Annotated in this window: 14 protein-coding genes and 1 pseudogene; 13 read left to right on the forward strand and 2 right to left on the reverse strand. The window is 30.0% G+C overall.

The window, feature by feature from the left end; all coding sequences use genetic code 11:
* Nucleotides 1-119 precede the first annotated feature (119 nt).
* From KQH81_RS05395 to KQH81_RS05405, 3 genes are all read left to right on the forward strand, one after another.
* Nucleotides 120-1,742: an amidohydrolase gene (locus tag KQH81_RS05395; protein WP_230029054.1), complete on the forward strand. Its 1,623-nt coding sequence runs from the start codon at nucleotides 120-122 to the stop codon at nucleotides 1,740-1,742.
* 245 nt (nucleotides 1,743-1,987) lie between these two features.
* Nucleotides 1,988-3,571 (forward strand): Na+/H+ antiporter NhaC family protein, encoded by a 1,584-nt coding sequence (locus tag KQH81_RS05400; protein ID WP_230029055.1) that lies wholly within the window; start codon nucleotides 1,988-1,990, stop codon nucleotides 3,569-3,571.
* Between the two features lie 149 nt (nucleotides 3,572-3,720).
* Nucleotides 3,721-4,911, forward strand: a complete 1,191-nt coding sequence (locus KQH81_RS05405) for an MFS transporter (protein WP_168972243.1) — start codon at nucleotides 3,721-3,723, stop codon at nucleotides 4,909-4,911.
* 34 nt (nucleotides 4,912-4,945) lie between these two features.
* Here the strand turns inward: KQH81_RS05405 and KQH81_RS05410 are convergent, their stop codons facing one another.
* Nucleotides 4,946-5,353, reverse strand: a complete 408-nt coding sequence (locus KQH81_RS05410) for a DUF5684 domain-containing protein (RefSeq protein WP_206153034.1) — start codon at nucleotides 5,351-5,353, stop codon at nucleotides 4,946-4,948.
* Nucleotides 5,354-5,472: 119 nt separating this feature from the next.
* On the opposite strand from KQH81_RS05410, the gene KQH81_RS05415 reads away from it, so the two are divergent.
* Together KQH81_RS05415 and KQH81_RS05420 are read left to right on the forward strand one after the other, a co-directional pair.
* Complete coding sequence (locus KQH81_RS05415) at nucleotides 5,473-6,030, forward strand: TetR/AcrR family transcriptional regulator (RefSeq protein ID WP_027638856.1); 558 nt, start codon at nucleotides 5,473-5,475, stop codon at nucleotides 6,028-6,030.
* Between the two features lie 147 nt (nucleotides 6,031-6,177).
* A complete protein-coding gene (locus tag KQH81_RS05420) occupies nucleotides 6,178-7,947 on the forward strand; it encodes an oleate hydratase (RefSeq protein ID WP_168972244.1) in 1,770 nt (589 codons plus the stop codon).
* A gap of 95 nt (nucleotides 7,948-8,042) precedes the next feature.
* Here KQH81_RS05420 and KQH81_RS05425 read toward each other — a convergent pair whose 3' ends face one another.
* Nucleotides 8,043-8,609: a hypothetical protein gene (locus KQH81_RS05425; RefSeq protein ID WP_168972245.1), complete on the reverse strand. Its 567-nt coding sequence runs from the start codon at nucleotides 8,607-8,609 to the stop codon at nucleotides 8,043-8,045.
* 118 nt (nucleotides 8,610-8,727) lie between these two features.
* On the opposite strand from KQH81_RS05425, the gene KQH81_RS05430 reads away from it, so the two are divergent.
* The 8 genes and pseudogenes from KQH81_RS05430 to KQH81_RS05465 all read left to right on the forward strand — a co-directional run bounded on the left by KQH81_RS05430 (nucleotide 8,728) and on the right by KQH81_RS05465 (nucleotide 18,523).
* Nucleotides 8,728-9,405: a class II aldolase/adducin family protein gene (locus KQH81_RS05430; RefSeq protein WP_027638853.1), complete on the forward strand. Its 678-nt coding sequence runs from the start codon at nucleotides 8,728-8,730 to the stop codon at nucleotides 9,403-9,405.
* A 2-nt stretch (nucleotides 9,406-9,407) separates the two neighbouring features.
* Nucleotides 9,408-9,711: pseudogene (locus KQH81_RS05435) on the forward strand (aldo/keto reductase); the annotation flags it as partial.
* A 29-nt stretch (nucleotides 9,712-9,740) separates the two neighbouring features.
* On the forward strand, nucleotides 9,741-10,715 hold the full coding sequence (locus KQH81_RS05440; protein WP_168972246.1) for an aromatic acid exporter family protein: 975 nt from the start codon (nucleotides 9,741-9,743) through the stop codon (nucleotides 10,713-10,715).
* A 185-nt stretch (nucleotides 10,716-10,900) separates the two neighbouring features.
* The gene (locus KQH81_RS05445; RefSeq protein ID WP_027638850.1) at nucleotides 10,901-11,668 is read left to right on the forward strand and encodes an ABC transporter ATP-binding protein; all 768 of its coding nucleotides are present in this window, start codon (nucleotides 10,901-10,903) and stop codon (nucleotides 11,666-11,668) included.
* Nucleotides 11,658-13,667 (forward strand): FtsX-like permease family protein, encoded by a 2,010-nt coding sequence (locus KQH81_RS05450; protein ID WP_099336246.1) that lies wholly within the window; start codon nucleotides 11,658-11,660, stop codon nucleotides 13,665-13,667. The genes KQH81_RS05445 and KQH81_RS05450 overlap by 11 nt, the downstream gene beginning before the upstream one ends.
* Before the next feature lie 167 nt (nucleotides 13,668-13,834).
* Entirely contained in the window at nucleotides 13,835-17,026 is a 3,192-nt protein-coding gene (locus KQH81_RS05455; protein WP_099336245.1) for a ligand-binding sensor domain-containing protein, read from the forward strand.
* A 64-nt stretch (nucleotides 17,027-17,090) separates the two neighbouring features.
* Nucleotides 17,091-17,870 carry a pseudouridine synthase gene (locus KQH81_RS05460; RefSeq protein ID WP_027639637.1) on the forward strand — a complete coding sequence of 260 codons (780 nt, stop codon included), beginning with the start codon at nucleotides 17,091-17,093 and terminating at the stop codon, nucleotides 17,868-17,870.
* A 26-nt stretch (nucleotides 17,871-17,896) separates the two neighbouring features.
* Nucleotides 17,897-18,523, forward strand: coding sequence for a hypothetical protein (locus KQH81_RS05465; RefSeq protein WP_027639638.1), 627 nt, complete (start codon nucleotides 17,897-17,899; stop codon nucleotides 18,521-18,523).
* Nucleotides 18,524-18,528 lie beyond the last annotated feature (5 nt).

Below are 18,528 nucleotides of genomic sequence, written 5' to 3' on the forward strand. Positions count from 1 at the left end.
TGGCATAAAAAATGCTTGTATATGAAGTAATAAAAGTTTACACATACTAAAATAATTTTATATTTAGTATAGCAAAGATCTTTATAAATCAATAAAAATGAAAAGCATAGGGGGCATATATGAAAACTATATTTTTTAATGGTAACATAATTACTATGGATAAAAATCAACCATATGTAGATTCAATGATTGTGGAAGAACATAAGTTTATATTTGCTGGAAAGTATAATGATGCTATGAAATTAATAGGACAAAAGTATGAGATGGTTGATTTAAACGGAAAAACCGTTGTTCCAGGATTTAATGATAGTCATGTTCATTTATTAAACTATGGGTATTCTCTTACAAAAATAGATTGTAACGGTATTAAATCCATTGAGGAAGTTATTGAAAAATCTAAGAAATATATATATGAAAACAAAATAGAAGCTGATAAATGGGTCTGTGGGAGAGGGTGGAATCAAACACATTTTAAAGAAGGAAGATATCCAAACAGATATGATTTAGATAAAATATCTACTACTCATCCAATGGTTTTCACTAGGATATGTGAACATGTTGTTGTGGTAAATTCATTAGCTCTAAAAAAAGCAAATATAGATAAAAGTACTGATAATCCAATTGGTGGTGAAATAGAAAGAGATGAAAATGGTGAGCCTACAGGAGTATTAAAAGAAAATGCTAGATATTTAATATACAGCAAAATTCCAGATGTAACTATAGAGGAAATAAAAACAATGATTGTTAAGGGAGTTAATAAGGCAATAAGCTATGGACTTACATCTTTGCAAACAGATGATTTCGAAACATTTTCAAGTAAAAATTGGAGGAAAATATTAAAAGCATATGATGAACTTATATCGGAAAATAGATTACCAATTAGAATTTATGAGCAATGTTTGTTACCTGATGTAGATAGATTGAAAGAATTTTTAAGTGAAGGTTATAGAACTGGAATTGGAAATGAGAATTTTAAAATAGGACCATTGAAACTTTTAACCGATGGGTCATTAGGAATGAATACGGCATATTTAGATGAACCTTATTCAGATGATCCTAATTCAAAAGGAATTAGTGTTTTTTCACAAGAAAAATTAGATGAGCTTTCTAGTACAGCAGTTAAGGGTGGCATGAACCTAGTGTTTCATGCAATTGGAGATGGAGCTATAAATATGTGTTTAAAGTCTTTTGAAAAAGCAAGAAAAATAAGTTCAATTAAAGATAACAGATTTGGACTTATTCATATACAAATTCTTTCAGAAAGTATAATAAATAAATTTAAGGAACTTAATGTGGTAGCATATATGGAGCCTATATGTATAAATACTGATTTATATATAGCAGAAAGCAGGGTTGGAAAAGAAAGAATGAAAACATCTTATATATATAAAAGGCTTTGTGATGAAGGACTTAACATATGCATCTCATCTGATTGCCCAGTGGACTCATTAAATCCTATGCATAGCATTTATGTAGCTACTAACCGAAAGGATTATAATGGATATCCTAATGAAGGTTGGATAATGGAAGAAGCTTTAAGTGTTGAAGAAGCTTTGTATGGCTTAACACTAGGCGGAGCATATGCATCCTATGAGGAAAATATAAAGGGATCAATAGAGTATGGCAAATTAGCAGACTTTATTATAATATCAGATGATATTATGAATATTGATAAAAAGGATATACAAGATATAAAAGTAGAAGCAACTTATTTAGGTGGAAAGAAGGTTTATAGTATTTAATATATAAAATTTTAAGAACTTCTATGAATTAAACTTATAGTAGTTCTTTTTTTACTCATAATAAATGTTGACATATGTTGACAAGGATTAAAGAGTAATTGTCAGATAATTATGACATATAAATTTGCCTTTTAAAATTAAATCACTTTAATACTGTGATATAATATAACTTTTAGTTGATTAAGTTGTATTGGCATATTATTTGCTTGAATATTTTAGTGATAAATAATAAAGGGGGAAATATTATGGAAACAACTTATGGTGTCTTAGCGCTTTTGCCAGCAATTGTAGCTATCGCATTATGTTTTGCTACAAAACAGGTACTTATTTCATTGTTTGCCGGACTTTTTGCAGGGTGTTTAGTTATTAATCATTGGAACCCTATATTTGGAGTTACTTATGCATTAGAAACTATAGTTACTAACATGTCAGAGAATGTCACACTGCTATTATTTACTTTATTTATGGGTGTAGGAATTTCTTTTATTTGGAGGCTTGGTGGAAGCTTTGCGTTAGCTGATGCTGCAAAGAGGAAATTCAAAAAAAGACGTTCAATATGTTTAGGAACTTGGGGCCTAGGAATGGCAACTTCAATCAATGACTGCCTAGTTGCTGCGGTTGATGGTAACGTATTCAGAGATATATGTAAAGATTATAGAATTTCATCTGAGAAATTCTCATATGTACTTGATGCTACAGCAGCACCATCCGCTGCTTTATTCTTATCAGACTGGATTGCTTATCAAATAGGAATGATTGGACAAGGACTTGATATTGCAGGAATAACTGAAATTCAGCCAGTTGCAGCTTATATTAAAAGTATACCTTTTAATATGTACTCTATATTAACTCTTATTTTTGTAGGTGTACTTATGTATACTGGAAAAGACTATGGTCCTATGTTAAAGGCTGAAATGAGATGCATGACTACTGGAGAGTTTACAAGACCTGGTGCTAATCCAATGCTAGATGTTTCTTCTGACCTTGGAGAACCTAAAAAGACAAGGCCTATGATTAAATCTTTTGTTCTTCCTATAGTACTAGCTCTTACAACAATTATTGCAGGTATTTTATATACAGGCAGAGCAGGATTTCCAAACGGAATTATGGCTGTATTAGAAAACTGCGATGCTCAAACAGCACTTTTATGGGGATCTTTTGTAATGGCTGTTAGTGGTATGATAATAGCATTAGTTAGTAAAATTATGACATTTGAAGAAACTATGGCTACAGTAGTAGATGGATTTAAACTTATGTCATTGACAGGTGCTATATTAGTTATGGCATGGTCATTAGGGGCAATAACTAAGGAAATGGGACTAGCAGCCTTCGTAGTTCAGCTTGTTGGAGATAGTATTCCATTTGGACTTTTGCCACCAATCGTATTTGGAATATCAATAATTATAGCTTTTGCTACTGGTACATCATGGGGAACTATGGCAATAATGACTCCACTTGCAATTCCACTAGCTTATTCTATAACTGGAGATATAAATATCACAGTAGGTATGTGTGGAGCAGTTTTATCAGGAGCTCTGTTTGGAGACCACTCCTCACCAGTATCAGATACTACAGTTATGGCATCACTATTCTCAGGTGCTGACCACATAGATCACGTAAAAACTCAGCTTCCTTATGTGGCAACAGTTGGATTTGTAATAGCTATTTTATATACTATATTTGGATTTACAGGTATAAGTCCATTTACACTTCTTCCAATAGGAGTTGTAATGGAAATATTGTTGATGCATTTACTTCATAAATATTATTTAAAGAAGTATGATATACATGAAGATTATTCTTTATCTATGACTGCAGATCATAAATAAAATCTAATATAATAAATAAGCGTACTTTAAATTTAATATAAAAAGAACTTCGGAATTTATCATAGTTTTCTCCGAAGTTCTTTTTATTTATAATTGATAGTATTTGATATATAATAAAGAGTAACATTTTATATTGAGAGAGGTAAAATATGAATTTAAAACACAACAAATCCTTAGACATAAGATATTCAATGATCCACGGATTATATTGGATGACTTATTGTGCCATGATTGGATATGCGTCGATATTTTTACTTAATAAAGGATTCAATAATTCGTTAATAGGTGTGATTTTGGCTGCTTCCAACATTATTGCCGCTGTAGCACAGCCAACTTTTGCTGCTTATGCAGATAGCAAAAGAAAAATATCGTTAAAAAATTTAATAAGTTTAATCGTAATAATGATAATAGGAGGTTCTATTTCGGTAAATTTTTTCAAATCACCGTCTGTGGCACTTATAATTTTAATTATAGTAGTTTTTACACTAACTATGTCTCTTCAACCATTGATAAATTCTCTATCTTTCGAATTTGAAAGTCATGGTTATGAAGTTAATTTTGGACTTGCAAGAGGAATTGGATCTGTATCTTACGCAGTAATATCATTACTTCTTGGATATGTAGTGGAAAAGCACAACCCTGAGGTTTTACCTATATTTTATGTACTGCTCACATGTGGACTTATTATATTCATCTATACATTTTCTCTTCCTAAGGGAGTGAATAGTAGCATAGCTCATGAGAGGCATCGGGTAAAAAGTGGAAGTGACATAAGTATTATTGGATTCTGTAAGAAATATAAGAAATTCATGCTTTTTCTTTTGGGAGTTATATGTGTTTTCTTAGATCATACTATAATCAATAACTTTTTTATTCAAGTTATGACTAATGTAGGAGGCACCAGTAAAGATATGGGGAATGCCATATTTCTTGCAGCGGTATTAGAACTTCCAACTATGTCTTTGTTTGCTAAAATGAAAGATAAGATAAGTTGCAAAAAACTTATTATGATTTCTGGAATAGCATTTTCTGTAAAACATATCATAACTTATTTTGCAACATCTGTAGCAATTATATATTTAGCTCAAGTAATTCAAATTGCAGGCTATGCATTATTCATACCAGCCTCTGTATATTATGTAAGCAGACTTATAGATAAGAGTGATATGATTAAAGGACAAGCATTAGTTACTGGAGCAATAACAATAAGTGGAGTATTTGCAAGTTTATCAGGAGGAATACTTATTGATACTTTAGGAGTGAATTCAATGCTTTTAATTGGAGCTATAGTATCTATCCTTGGAACAATATTGATTTTTTTTACAACCGAAGAAGTTTAAATTATTAAAAAGGAGTCTCACAAAAGAGACTCTTTTAAACATCATAAACATTTGGATTATTGTACTCATTACTGCCAAAGGCTAGGATAAATAAAAAGATTACATCTAGAAAGATAAGTCCTAAAGTGAATCCTATACCTTTACCAAAAGCTTTAGATAGATTGTACCAAATTATTATTGCTAGGATAAGTTTAACATAAGGGATGAAGCCTAATATAACTAGCCACGGACTTAAACCGCATATTTTCAAAAGTATTATAGTATTGTATATGGGAATAATAGACTTCCAGCCATCTTGTCCAGCTTTCTCAAAGATTTTCCACATGGGAAGGATGCTGATCAAGAAAATAAGAACAAGCCACACAGAATATACGGAAAATTGCGCAAATTGAGGAAAGAAAGAGTTAGAACTACGGATGAGAAGTAAAAAAGATGAAATCATAAATACACCTCCTTATAATATATAATTATACAATATTATGGTAAAAAAATACATAAATCATAGAAAATATTATATTTTTTTGATATAATATTTATAAAATATTTCAAGGGGGAATGATAATGTCACAGACCACCAAGAAAGCACTTGCCGCTTCACTTAAAAAACTTTTGGGAGAAAAGCCTCTTGATAAAATAACGATTATAGACATAGTAGAAGATTGTGAGGTAAATAGGCAAACTTTCTACTATCATTTTAAGGATATTTATGATTTAGTCGAATGGACTTTTTTAAATGAGTCAATAAAAGCTATTGATGGAAACAATACTTATGATACATGGCAGCAGGGATTTTTACAGATATTTGAGTATGTGCTTTCAAATAAGGCACTTGTTATAAATGTGTTTCATTCTGTTGCCCGTGAGCATTTAGAATATTATCTTTATAAAGAAACTTATGATCTGCTGATTGGAGTAGTTGAGGAAATAGCTGTTGACATGTCAGTAAGAGATGAAGATAAAGCTTTTATAGCAGATTTTTATAAATTTGCTTTTGTAGGGCTTATGATTGACTGGATAAGAAAAGGAATGAAGGAGAATCCATCAGTTATTATTGATAAGCTAAGTATACTTATCCAAGGTGATGTAAAAAAAGCCCTTGAAAAGTATAGAACTGATTAAAATTTAGACAAATTATATGATGTGTATAAAGTTTTTACAAAAATAACGCTGTGCCTAAAATTTTGGCACAGCGTTATTTTTGTCTATATTAATGATTTAAAAAAAGGATTATTATTTATTCATAAAATAGATAAAGGTGGTATTTATATGTATTATAGTAATGGAAACTATGAAGCTTTTGCACATCCTGAAAAACCAGCTAATGTTGATAGAAAATCAGCTTATCTTGTAGGCTCAGGCCTTGCATCTCTTGCAGCAGCTTGCTTTCTTGTACGTGATGGACAGATGAAAGGAGAGCATATTCATATTTTAGAGGAATTAAAACTTCCTGGTGGTGCTTGCGACGGAATTAAAGATCACGAAAAAGGCTTTATTATACGTGGCGGTCGTGAAATGGAAAATCACTTTGAGTGCCTATGGGATTTATTCCGTTCCATTCCTTCAATAGAAACTGAGGGAGTTTCAGTTTTAGATGAATACTATTGGCTAAACAAGCATGATCCAAATTATTCTCTTATGAGAGCTACAATAAATCGTGGAGAAGATGCACATACCGATGGAAAGTTTGGACTTTCAGAAAAAGCATCTATGGAAATAGTAAAATTATTTATGACAAAAGACGAAGATTTATATGATAAAAAAATAGAGGATGTATTTACTGAAGAATTCTTTTCATCTAATTTCTGGCTATATTGGCGTACAATGTTTGCTTTTGAGGAATGGCATAGTGCTCTTGAAATGAAATTATACATTCAACGTTTTATACATCATATAGGAGGACTTCCTGATTTTAGTGCTTTAAAGTTTACGAAGTATAATCAATATGAATCTCTTATACTTCCTATGGTTAAGTATCTTGAAAGCCATGGCGTAAATTTTCAATATGATACAAAGGTTACTAACGTTATTTTTGATATAAGCAAAGATAAGAAAGTAGCAAAACAAATTGTATGTATCCATGAAGGGAAAAAGGAAACTATTGATTTAGTTGAAGATGACCTTGTATTTGTAACCAATGGAAGTTGCACTGAAAATTCATCTCTTGGAGATGATAATCATGCACCAGAATTTAAAATTGAGAACGGAGGCTGTTGGGATCTTTGGAGGAACATCGCATCTCAAGACCCTTCCTTTGGACATCCGGATAAGTTCTGTACAAATACGAAACTTACAAACTGGGAATCAGCTACTGTTACAACTTTAGATAATAGAATTCCAAAATATATTGAGAAAATATGCAAGAGAGATCCTTTTAGCGGTAAGGTTGTCACAGGAGGAATAATAACAGTTAAGGATTCAAGTTGGCTTATGAGCTACACACTTAATCGTCAGCCTCATTTTAAGGAACAGCCAAAAGATCAACTAGTAGTGTGGGTTTATGGATTATTTACAGATGTACCAGGAGATTATATTAAGAAGCCTATGAGAGAATGTACGGGTATTGAAATAACAGAAGAGTGGCTTTATCATATGGGAGTACCAGAAAGGGAAATTCATGATATGGCAGTGAATTCTGCTCATTGCGTGCCATGTATGATGCCATATATTACAGCTTTTTTCATGCCAAGAACAAAAGGTGATAGACCAAAAGTTGTTCCTGATGGATGTGTTAATTTTGCATTCATAGGACAATTTGCAGATACAGTTCGTGATACAGTATTCACTACTGAATATTCAGTAAGAACTGCTATGGAAGCAGTATATACACTTTTAAATGTTGATCGTGGTGTACCAGAAGTATTTAATTCCTGCTATGACATCCGTGTGCTTCTTGATTCAACTTCAAAGATGATGGATGGAAAAAAAGTAGTTGATATGAAACTTCCATGGACAGCTAACATTGTTAAAAAGATAGCTTTAAAGAAGGTTTCAGGAACAGTGATTGAAGATCTTTTGAAAAGATATAATATTATATAATGAATAGATGATTTTTAGATGAAATAAAATAGACATTAAACCTATCTAAAGTTCTCTTTATAGTCGGTTTGATGTCTATTTTTCATGTTAAAAACTTATTTAACGCCTAAAGTATTTTTCGCATCTTTAACTAATTTGTCTAATTCCATTCTAGCATCATGAGGGGCTTTGCCTATATCTTTAAAACCTGTAATCATTTCTTCCTTAGTTGAAGAGCCATAATCCTTAACTTTTGTAGAGTAAGTCTCATTAAATTTATCAATTGAAGCTATAGTTTTATCTATAGAATCCATTACATCTTTATTCAACTTATCCACCTCAGTAGTACCTTTTTTGACATTAGTTTCTAAATCCTTTTTTAATGATGTTAATTGAGTTCTTAAATCTCCATAGGCGGTTCCATATCCTGTTATAAATTCTTCATTTGTTCCTTTAAAGCTGTAGTTATCAGAATATATGTTGTAATCGTTTGAAAGTGCAGAATTACCTAAATGATGAGTATATCTATCATTTAAGTATTTTACATATTCTTCTTTTGTAGTTGCAGTATCTGATGAAGAATTATTGTTATCAGAAGATGCTTTATCATTACCGCAACCAACAAGTCCTATCATAAATATAGATAATACAATTAATAAAAGTGATCTTAATTTTATTTTCATTTTATTTTCCTCCTTAGAATTTATACTTATAGTTTGCTTAGAATAAATATTAATATTCAGTTCATTATTATGTTAATGGTATAATATAAAATATATATAATAAGTTAGGAGAAGAGAGATGCTAGAAGGATTAAAAATTAAATTAACTGAAATCGCTAAGAGAGCAGATGCAGATGGCTTATGTAAGCATAAATCAGGAAATTTCAGTATAAGAGATGAGTCTACAGGATATGTTCTAGTTACACCATCAGGAGTGTCTAGAGATAAACTTACAACAAACCATATTTGTGTTGTAGACATAGATATGAATTTGATAGAAGTAAATGAGGATGTACGTCCTACTAGTGAACTTCTTATGCATGTAGAAGCGTATAAATGCAGACCGGATGTAAAGGCTATAGTACACACTCATTCAAAGTTTGCCACAGCTTTCTCAGTACTAAATAAAGAAATACCACCTATAGTATATGAAATAGTGAATATTGTTGGAGGAGAGGGGATTATAAAGGTCGCGCCTTATGCAAGACCAGGTACAGCGGATTTGGCAAATAGCATCAAAAAACCTATTAAAGATGCAGATGCGTGTTTGATGGCTAATCATGGTGTTTTGGCAGTATCTAAAGAAAGCATAGATGATGCTTTTTTAAAGGCATCTTATGTAGAAGAGGTTGCTGAAATTTATTATAGAACTTTACTTATAAATGGCGGAAAAGAACCAAAGACAATAGCACAAAGCGAGCTTGGTAAATGGTCATATCCAGAACAAATAAAATTAAATGACAAAGATAAAAAGTAGTATTAGAAGATATAACTATACAGGCATGGGCTCCATTCCAATATGGATTCTTTGAAGGTGTGTTTTTAGATAATGACAAATTTCCTGAACTAAATAAAAAAAATAGATGAGATAGCAAAGGAAAATAGAGTATCAAACACAGCTATAGCTATAGCATGGATACTTAGACATCCGGTAAAAATTAAAACAATAGTTGGAACTACAAACAAAAAGCGTATACAGGACATAGCAAGAGCATCAGAAATTGAAATAACAAGGCAGCAGTGGCATGAGATATACAGAGCAACTGGAAATAAATTGACTTAATTAAAATATCAGTAAGGTGAATGCAAAAGATGAATACACAATTTAAAGAATTTTTTCAATCAAAAACAGTAAAGATGGCTTTATCAGCCACTATAGCTATATTTATAGCAAATAAAATAGGACTTCAGTTTGGAGTTACATCAGGGGTAATTGCTATCCTAAGTATATTAAACACAAAGAAAGAGGCTATAAAGGTAGGAGTAAAGAGGATTTTCTCATGTACCATAGCCATACTTTTATCAGGTGCACTTTATATTGCATTAGGAAACAGTACAATAATATTTGGTTTGTTTCTTCTTATATTTATTCCGATAACTAAAAAGTTAAATTTAGAAGAGGGAATAACAATAGGTGCCGTTTTATCCACACATCTTTTAATAAGCAATAATATAAATTTTCAATGGGTAATCAATGAATTTATATTATCTATAATAGGTATTGGAGTAGCACTTATATTTAATTTATATACTCCATCTTTGGAAGAGGAATTTTTAAGGAATAAAGAAATAATAGAAGACAAATATAAAAGCATTTTATCAGAGATGGCATTAAGACTGCTTATGGACTTTGAACTTCAGACAGAACAGGTGGACATAGAGAAAGTAGAAAAGCTAATATTAGATACAAGGGAAATTGCTTACAAAATAAATAACAATTATTTATTTAAAAATGATTGCTATTATATTAATTATATGGATATGAGAATAATGCAGCTGGATACTATAAGGAGAATGAAGAATCATTTTGAAAGACTCAATATGAAGTATGAGCAAGCAGTGATTCTATCAGAGTTTACTTTGAATGTATCCGTAAATGTTCATGAGAAAAATGATTGTATTAAACTTATTGAAGAATTACAGATTCTTAGAGAAGAGTATAAGAAAATGGAACTTCCAAAAACAAGAGAGGAATTTGAAAATAGAGCAACACTATTTCAATTCCTAAATGATTTAGAGGATCTTCTTACAATAAAGAAAGAATTCAAAAAGAATAATTGCAAATAAATAGGACCGCCATGAAGTGTGCCTTCAAATGTTAGATATATTTTACTTAATATTTGTGGTGTACTTTGTAGGCGTAGTCCTATTTTTATATTACAAAACTGTAATGTTAATGCAACAAAGATACATATATAAACTCAACTATCTAGGATAAAATAAGTAGTATAACAAAGATGGAGGAGTAAGAAATGAAGAAGATATTAAGTGTAGAAAAAATTGAAAAATATTATGGTAATAAAGGTAATGTTACAAAGGCTATAGATAATATAAGTTTTAGAGTAGCAGAAGGGGAATTTGTTGGTATAATGGGACCATCAGGAAGTGGAAAAACAACATTACTTAATTGTATATCTACAATAGATACTGTTACTACAGGAAGTATAATAATAAACGACAAGGATATAACAAGATTAAAATCTAAATCCCTAGATAAATTTAGACAAAATGAACTTGGTTTTGTATTTCAAGATTTTAATCTTCTTGATACTTTAACAGCGTATGAAAACATAGCTTTAGCATTAACTATAAAGGGAGAGAAAACTTCTAATATAGATGAAAAAATAAAATCAGTGGCTAAATATTTAGAGATAGATGAGATTTTAAGTAAGTATCCCTATCAGATGTCAGGTGGACAAAAACAGAGAGTTGCATCGGCAAGAGCAATAGTTACAGATCCATCACTTATACTTGCAGATGAACCAACAGGAGCTTTAGACTCTAAATCGGCAAGACTACTTCTTGAACGATTTGAAACATTAAATAATGATTTAAATGCTACAATACTTATGGTAACTCACGATGCATTCACAGCCAGTTATGCACATAGAATTTTATTTATAAAGGATGGAAAGATTTTTAGTGAATTAGTTAGAGGTAAGAATAGCAGAAAGGAGTTCTTTAATAGAATAATTGAGGTTATTACTCTTCTTGGGGGGGATGACAATAATGTATTATAAGATTGCTATAGGAAATGTAAAAAAAAGTTTTAAGGACTATACAATATACTTTTTGACTCTTGCTTTAGCTGTATGCATATTTTACAGTTTTAATTCTATAGAATCACAAAAAGCTGTGCTTGAGTTGAAATCTTCAGGTAAAGAGTCGATTAACGCATTAGTAACAGTAATAGCGTATATATCAGTATTTGTATCTATAGTTTTAGGAAGCTTAATAATATATGCAAATAACTTTTTAATAAAGAAACGTAAAAAAGAGCTGGGGATATATATGGTATTAGGTATGGGGAAGGGTAAAATATCTAGAATATTAGTAACAGAAACATTAATAGTGGGAGTTATGTCACTAATAAGCGGGCTTTTGCTAGGAATTATAGCTTCTCAAGGACTTTCTCTACTAACATCAAAATTATTTGATATTCCTATGAGTGACTATAGTTTTATCATTTCAATATCATCTATAGGAAAGACAATATTATATTTCAGTATAATGTTCTTTTTGGTAATTATTTTTAATACTGCAATAATATCAAAGTATAAAATTATAGACTTATTGACATCTGGAAGAAAAAATGAAGAAATCAAATTCAAAAATCCAATCGTATACTTCATATCATTTATAATATGTGTAATAAGTTTAGGATTAGCTTATAATATTATAATGGAAATTGGACTTAATGTAAAAGATCAGAGGTTCTCAATATCTATAATACTAGGAGTCATTGGGACTGTATTATTTTTCTTTAGCTTAGCTGGGTTTGTTTTGTTCATTGTTAAAAGAAGCAAAGGAATATACTTTAAAGGTCTAAATATATTTGTAGTAAAGCAATTAAATAATAAGGTTAATACTAATTTTATATCTATGTCGATTATATGTCTTATGCTGTTTTTAACTATATGTGTATTATCAACTGGCATAAGTTTCAAAAATGCATTAGAGTCAGGCCTTAAAGATTCAACTCCTTTTGACGCTACAGGAAGAATATATGTAAGAGATGGTGCAATAAATAATATAGAAGATTCATTAAAGAACTTGGGTTTCAAATTTGAAGATGGAGAAGAATATGCTTATTATAATCTATATGAGTCAAATTTAACACCAGTAGAGATGTTCTCTAATGGAGTTTCTAAAAAAGATAAAGAAAAATTGAATAAACTGCGCTACAAAGTGTCTGTAATGAAACTTTCTGATTACAATAAAATTATGAAGTTAGAAAATAAAGTTGAAGTGAATCTTAGCAGAGATGAATCACTTTTGTTAAGTAATATTTATGAAACTGAAGCTATAGAAAGTTATGTTAAAGATAATAAATATATAAACTTTCATAATAAACAATTTGCTATAAAAGGCGGAAAAGTGATAAAAGATAATATATCAACAGATATGATGAAAAATACTTTTCCGACAATTGTAGTAAATGATGAAGAAACTAAAGGGCTTAAGATTCAAGAGAATGTTATAAATATAAATTATGATAAAAACAGTGCTGAGAAATCAGAGAAAAAATTACTTGATTTATTCGCTTCTTTCACACGAGGAGAACAGAATCTCGACAACACAGATTTTATTATAGGGTATACTAGACAGCAGATTTATGATGGAAATAAGGGAATGACTACTATTATATTGTTTGTTGGGATTTATTTGGGAATAGTATTTCTTATAACAAGTATGGCAGTACTTGCTCTACAACAGCTTTCGGAAGCTGTTGACAGTATAGATAGGTACAAAGCTCTAAAAAAAATAGGAGCGAATGAGAAGATGATGAAGAAGACAATCTTTATCCAAACACTAGTGTATTTTTCACTCCCAGTAATATTAGCATTTGTTCATTCAGTTGTTGGAATAAAAGTAACAAATAATTTTATATCTATGTTTAATAAGACAAACATATCGGGAAGTGCTATGATTACAGCATTGATATTTATGATAGTCTATATTGGGTATTTTTACGCTACATATTCAGGATACAAGAATATAGTAAAAAATAATTTGTAATAGATAAAAGTCAGCAATGATATTAGCATTGCTGACTTTTAATTTTTTATAAAAGAAGAATATAAAATATGGTAATTTAATACAATATATCTGATTCAATGACATTAGAGCTATAATCATAGTATAATTATAATAATTATTACTATTTTATGAAAAAGGATAAAACAATGGAAAAAAAATTAAGATTTAGAGTTTTTATAGGGTTTATATTGAGTTTATTTATCATATCTAATTTAGGCTGGGAGTGCTTAGCGTTCGACGGAATTAATTTTAGAAATATAACAGTAGAAGAAGGATTGTCTCAAGCTACTGTAGAGACTATTCTTCAAGATAAAAAAGGATACATATGGATAGGCACTAATGATGGATTAAACAGATATAATGGATACAGTTTTGAGGTTTTTAGAGAAGATAAAAATGATAAAAATAGTATAGCCAACAATTACATATTAGCACTAGAAGAAGATAAAGATGGAAACATATGGGTTGGTACCATAAAGGGACTTAGTAAAATTAGCAGTGATTATAAAACTATAACTAACTATTTTGATAGTGAGGAGGACGGGAATTTATCTCATTATAAAATAGGAGGCATACTAGTTCTAGATGATGGAACCATCTTGGTTGGAACAAGCGATGGAATGAATATCTATAATAAATATTCTGATTCTTTTGAAAGGATATATAATAACGGGGAGCTTTCCAATGAAGATATATATTCTTTAGATCAGGACGAAGAAGGTAATATATGGGTTGGAACTGCTAATGGACTTAATAAAATATCAAAGGGATCACTAGAAGTTCAACAGTATTATCATGATGATAACAGAAATTCTATAGGAGAGAATAGTATTTACAAAGTATATTGCGATAAAGATGGGATCGTATGGATAGGTACTCTTACTAAAGGTGCATCAAGAATAGATACCAAAACAGGAGAAATAAAAAATTTTTTTGAAGAGTCATGGGGCCTTAAGCAAGTACCAGGAGAACACATAAGGGACTTTTATAGAGATAGCAATAATATATTGTGGATAAGCACTAGCAATGGATTAGTACGCTATGATGAAGAATCAGATAAGATGGATTTATATAAGAAGAAAATTTATGATAAAAGGAGTCTTGCTGATGATACTGTTTTTATAGTCATAGAAGATAGAGGAGGTATGATGTGGGTAGGAACTTATGGAGGACTTAGCGTTTTCGATTCAGCTAACACAATAATTCATTATAAGCATGATCCCTTTAATGATAAAACAATAAATGATAATATGATTCAAGGCATATATGAGGATAATGATGGATATTTGTGGGTTGGGACAAATTCTAAAGGAGTAAATATACTTGATAGAAATAGAAACAAAGTGGCATCCATCAGCACTCTTGATAATAGTTTTATAGGTTCCGATAGAATAAATGATATTACTGGATATGATAAATTTATTTTTTTAGGAACTAGTAATGGATTGAATGTCATTGATAAAGATACTGGAACTATAAAAATTTATAATGAGGATCAAGGACTTAATGCTACAAATATAAAGACACTTTTTATTGATGATAAAAAATGTCTTTGGATAGGAACTATAGATGGATTTTATGTTTTCAATATAGATACAGGTAATATAACGGATATAAATTCAATGTTATTAAAAGCTAATATTGGTGATGAATATGGTAGTGCTATTTTTCAAGATAGCGAAGGATTTTATTGGCTTGGGTATTTTTTAAATGGAGGACTTGTTCAGATAAATCCTAATACTGGAGAGGTTAAAAACTATAAATATGATAGCAATGACCCCAATTCTATTATAGATAATTCCATAAGAGTTATAACAGAAGATGAAAATGGCTTTATGTGGATTGGAACAAGTGGTGGACTATGTAAATTTGATAAGAGTACAGAGAAATTTACTAATTACACTACAACTCAAGGATTAGCTAACAATACTGTATATGGTATATTAATAGATGACTATAACAACCCTTGGGTATCAACTAATGGAGGAATATCTTTATATAATGTGTACGATGATAGATTTATAAATTTAAATATAACTGATGGACTTCAAAGTAATGAATTTAACGGAGAAGCTTATTTAAAAACTAAAAATGGGGAATTCTTTTTTGGCGGAATAAATGGTATGAATTCTTTTTATCCTAAAGATATAGATCAAAAATGTATATCTTTCAAAGTCATGTTTGATAAATTTAGTGTAAATGGTGTTAGAGTAGAAGAAATAAATGATAAAAAATTTAGATATGATGAAAATAATATTGGTATTCAAGTATTTTTGCCAGAATATAAAAATAGTAAAAATATAAGATATTATTATAAACTTGAAGGTGCAGATGAAGAATGGAGAGTCATGGAGGGGACAGAGGTCATGTTCAGTAATCTAGCACCTGGCAATTATACATTTAGAGTAAAAGCCATAGACAGTAAAGGTCGTTTAAATGAAGAAAACAGCCTGAAATTCAGGATTGGAAATGTACCATGGCTTAGTTTTCCAGCCATCATATGTTATATAGTTGCAATAATATTTTTAGTAAGACGGCAAAAAATTAAAGTTAAAGAGTTAGATGCATTAGTAGATGCAAGAACAAAGGAACTTCGAAATGAAATGATGAAAAATAATGAGTTATTCGAAAGAGTTATAAAGCTTGAGAAGAATAAAAACAGCTATTTTATAAATTTATCCCATGAACTTAGAACTCCTTTAAATGTTCTCCATACTAGTGAGCAGCTTATAACTAAACTTAATAATGATAAAAAAATCGATAATGAACGCTTAGAACACTATATGAGCATAGTAAGAAGAAACAATAAAAGACTTCTTACACTTATTAATAATCTCATTGATATATCAAAAATTGAAAATGAAAAATATATTCTAAATAAAAAGGATAATGATATAGTATATTTAGTAGAAGAGGCAGCTCTTAGCTTAAAGGATTATGTTGAGAGTAAGAATATAACTTTTATAATAGATCCTCAAATTGAAGAAAAAATCATAAAATGTGATGCTGTTGAAATAGAAAGATGCATAGTAAACTTGATAAGTAATGCTACTAAATTTACAATGGATGGAGGTACAATAACTGTTATCATAGAGGATCTAGGGGATGTTGTAAAGATTAAAGTTAAAGATACAGGAATAGGAATACCAGAAAAATTCCATGACTTGATTTTTAATAGATTTTCACAAGTTGTAGATAATAATTCTGAAATTAAAGGTGGAAGTGGATTAGGATTAACTATAACAAAACAAATAATAAACCTTCATAACGGAGAGATTTATGTTGAAAGTAAATGTGGAGTAGGAAGTACATTTATAATTGAACTTCCATCAGAATAGATTGTATTAGTATATAAAAACATAAGATAAAAGTTTTTAGATACAAATGAAAAAGGAGGAACCTATGAGGCTGGATAAGTTTTTGACAGGAGCCATGGTTGGTACAAGAAAAGAAGTTGTAAGCTATGTTCAAGGAGGACTAGTTAAGGTTAATGGTGAGATAATTAAAGAAGCCTTTGCTAAAGTTGACAATGAAAAAGATATAATTGAATATAATAGTGAGATTATAAAGAATAATAAAAAAGTCTACTATATTTTTAATAAACCTAAAGGATGCATTACAGCAAGATCAGATGAATTTCATACGACTGTTTTTGATTATTTCAAACAAGAGGATATGAAAGGAGTATTTCATGTAGGAAGATTAGATAAGGATACAGAAGGGCTTTTAATCCTTACTAATGATGGAAATCTAAATCATGATATAATGTATCCAGAAAAGCATATAGAAAAAACTTATTTCTTTTGGGCATTAGGATCATTAGATGAAGAGAAGAAAAGAATTTTAGAAACTGGCATTTCTATAGGTGAAGGAGAAACTTTGACTAAGCCTGCAAAGATAAGAATTTTAAAAAGCGGAACCTATGGAGAGTTTAAAAATCAAGAAGAGCTTATGACATCTTATACTATGTATAGTCAACATCCTGATCAGTCAGTTTTATCAGGATATCTCACTATATCAGAAGGAAGAAAGCATCAGGTAAAGAGAATGCTAAAAGCTTCAGGATGTTATGTGGTATACTTGAAAAGAACCGCTATTGGAGGATTAATGCTTGATGAAAATCTTAAACCAGGACAGTATAAAAGTCTAGAAGAAAATGAAATTAAAAATCTTATATTTTAGTAGAAAAATTAATTTGAGGTGAAATAATGATTGATACTAACAAGATGATAAGTTTAAATCCAGAAGAACTATTGAAGGAATTATATGGGGAAGAATTAAGAACCAAAAAAGATGTGCTTCAATATATAGAAATGGCAAAAATATTAAAAAAGACAGAGGGTGTACCTGATTCTCTAAAAGAAGGAACATATAAGCTCATAAGTGACAGTATCGACAATATGCATGGAAAGGTTAAGCCAAATACAATAATGTTTCTTAAAAATCAGCTTAAAACTGATCTAGGTAAGCTTGTAAAAGGTAAAGAAGAATTTGAAGAAAGCTCCTTTATTAAATTCTTTAAAAGAGCTTATCCAGAGGGAAAAAGGACTAAGAGCTTTACATATGTCATTCAAGATAACAGCATGATTTTAGATGAACAAATATGGACCACTTTAACTTATATTAATAGAGAGTCCATGAGAGGACAGTTATTTCTAAGTGCACAAGAGAAAAAAGAAATAATAGAAATGATAGGAAAGCTTATGGATAAAGGTAATATTAAATATGTAAATCAAGTTAAAAGCATGGATAAACTTCTTAGAAAATTAAATATAAAAATAGTAGAAGGCGATAATGGATTTGAAATAGAAGAAATGAAAAACAGTAAAAGATAATAAAC

The sequence above is a fragment of the Clostridium cadaveris genome, assembly GCF_020911725.1.
GTDB lineage: Bacteria > Bacillota > Clostridia > Clostridiales > Clostridiaceae > Clostridium_X > Clostridium_X cadaveris.

Bases quoted from the DNA above. Each gene is read 5' to 3' on its own strand.
- KQH81_RS05465 (WP_027639638.1), top strand. From the start codon at position 17,897: ATGATTGATACTAACAAGATGATAAGTTTAAATCCAGAAGAACTATTG.
- KQH81_RS05445 (WP_027638850.1), top strand. From the start codon at position 10,901: ATGAAGAAGATATTAAGTGTAGAAAAAATTGAAAAATATTATGGTAAT.
- KQH81_RS05410 (WP_206153034.1), bottom strand. From the start codon at position 5,353: ATGATTTCATCTTTTTTACTTCTCATCCGTAGTTCTAACTCTTTCTTT.
- KQH81_RS05425 (WP_168972245.1), bottom strand. From the start codon at position 8,609: ATGAAAATAAAATTAAGATCACTTTTATTAATTGTATTATCTATATTT.
- KQH81_RS05450 (WP_099336246.1), top strand. From the start codon at position 11,658: ATGTATTATAAGATTGCTATAGGAAATGTAAAAAAAAGTTTTAAGGAC.
- KQH81_RS05405 (WP_168972243.1), top strand. From the start codon at position 3,721: ATGAATTTAAAACACAACAAATCCTTAGACATAAGATATTCAATGATC.
- KQH81_RS05395 (WP_230029054.1), top strand. From the start codon at position 120: ATGAAAACTATATTTTTTAATGGTAACATAATTACTATGGATAAAAAT.
- KQH81_RS05460 (WP_027639637.1), top strand. From the start codon at position 17,091: ATGAGGCTGGATAAGTTTTTGACAGGAGCCATGGTTGGTACAAGAAAA.
- KQH81_RS05415 (WP_027638856.1), top strand. From the start codon at position 5,473: ATGTCACAGACCACCAAGAAAGCACTTGCCGCTTCACTTAAAAAACTT.
- KQH81_RS05440 (WP_168972246.1), top strand. From the start codon at position 9,741: ATGAATACACAATTTAAAGAATTTTTTCAATCAAAAACAGTAAAGATG.
- KQH81_RS05430 (WP_027638853.1), top strand. From the start codon at position 8,728: ATGCTAGAAGGATTAAAAATTAAATTAACTGAAATCGCTAAGAGAGCA.
- KQH81_RS05455 (WP_099336245.1), top strand. From the start codon at position 13,835: ATGGAAAAAAAATTAAGATTTAGAGTTTTTATAGGGTTTATATTGAGT.
- KQH81_RS05420 (WP_168972244.1), top strand. From the start codon at position 6,178: ATGTATTATAGTAATGGAAACTATGAAGCTTTTGCACATCCTGAAAAA.
- KQH81_RS05400 (WP_230029055.1), top strand. From the start codon at position 1,988: ATGGAAACAACTTATGGTGTCTTAGCGCTTTTGCCAGCAATTGTAGCT.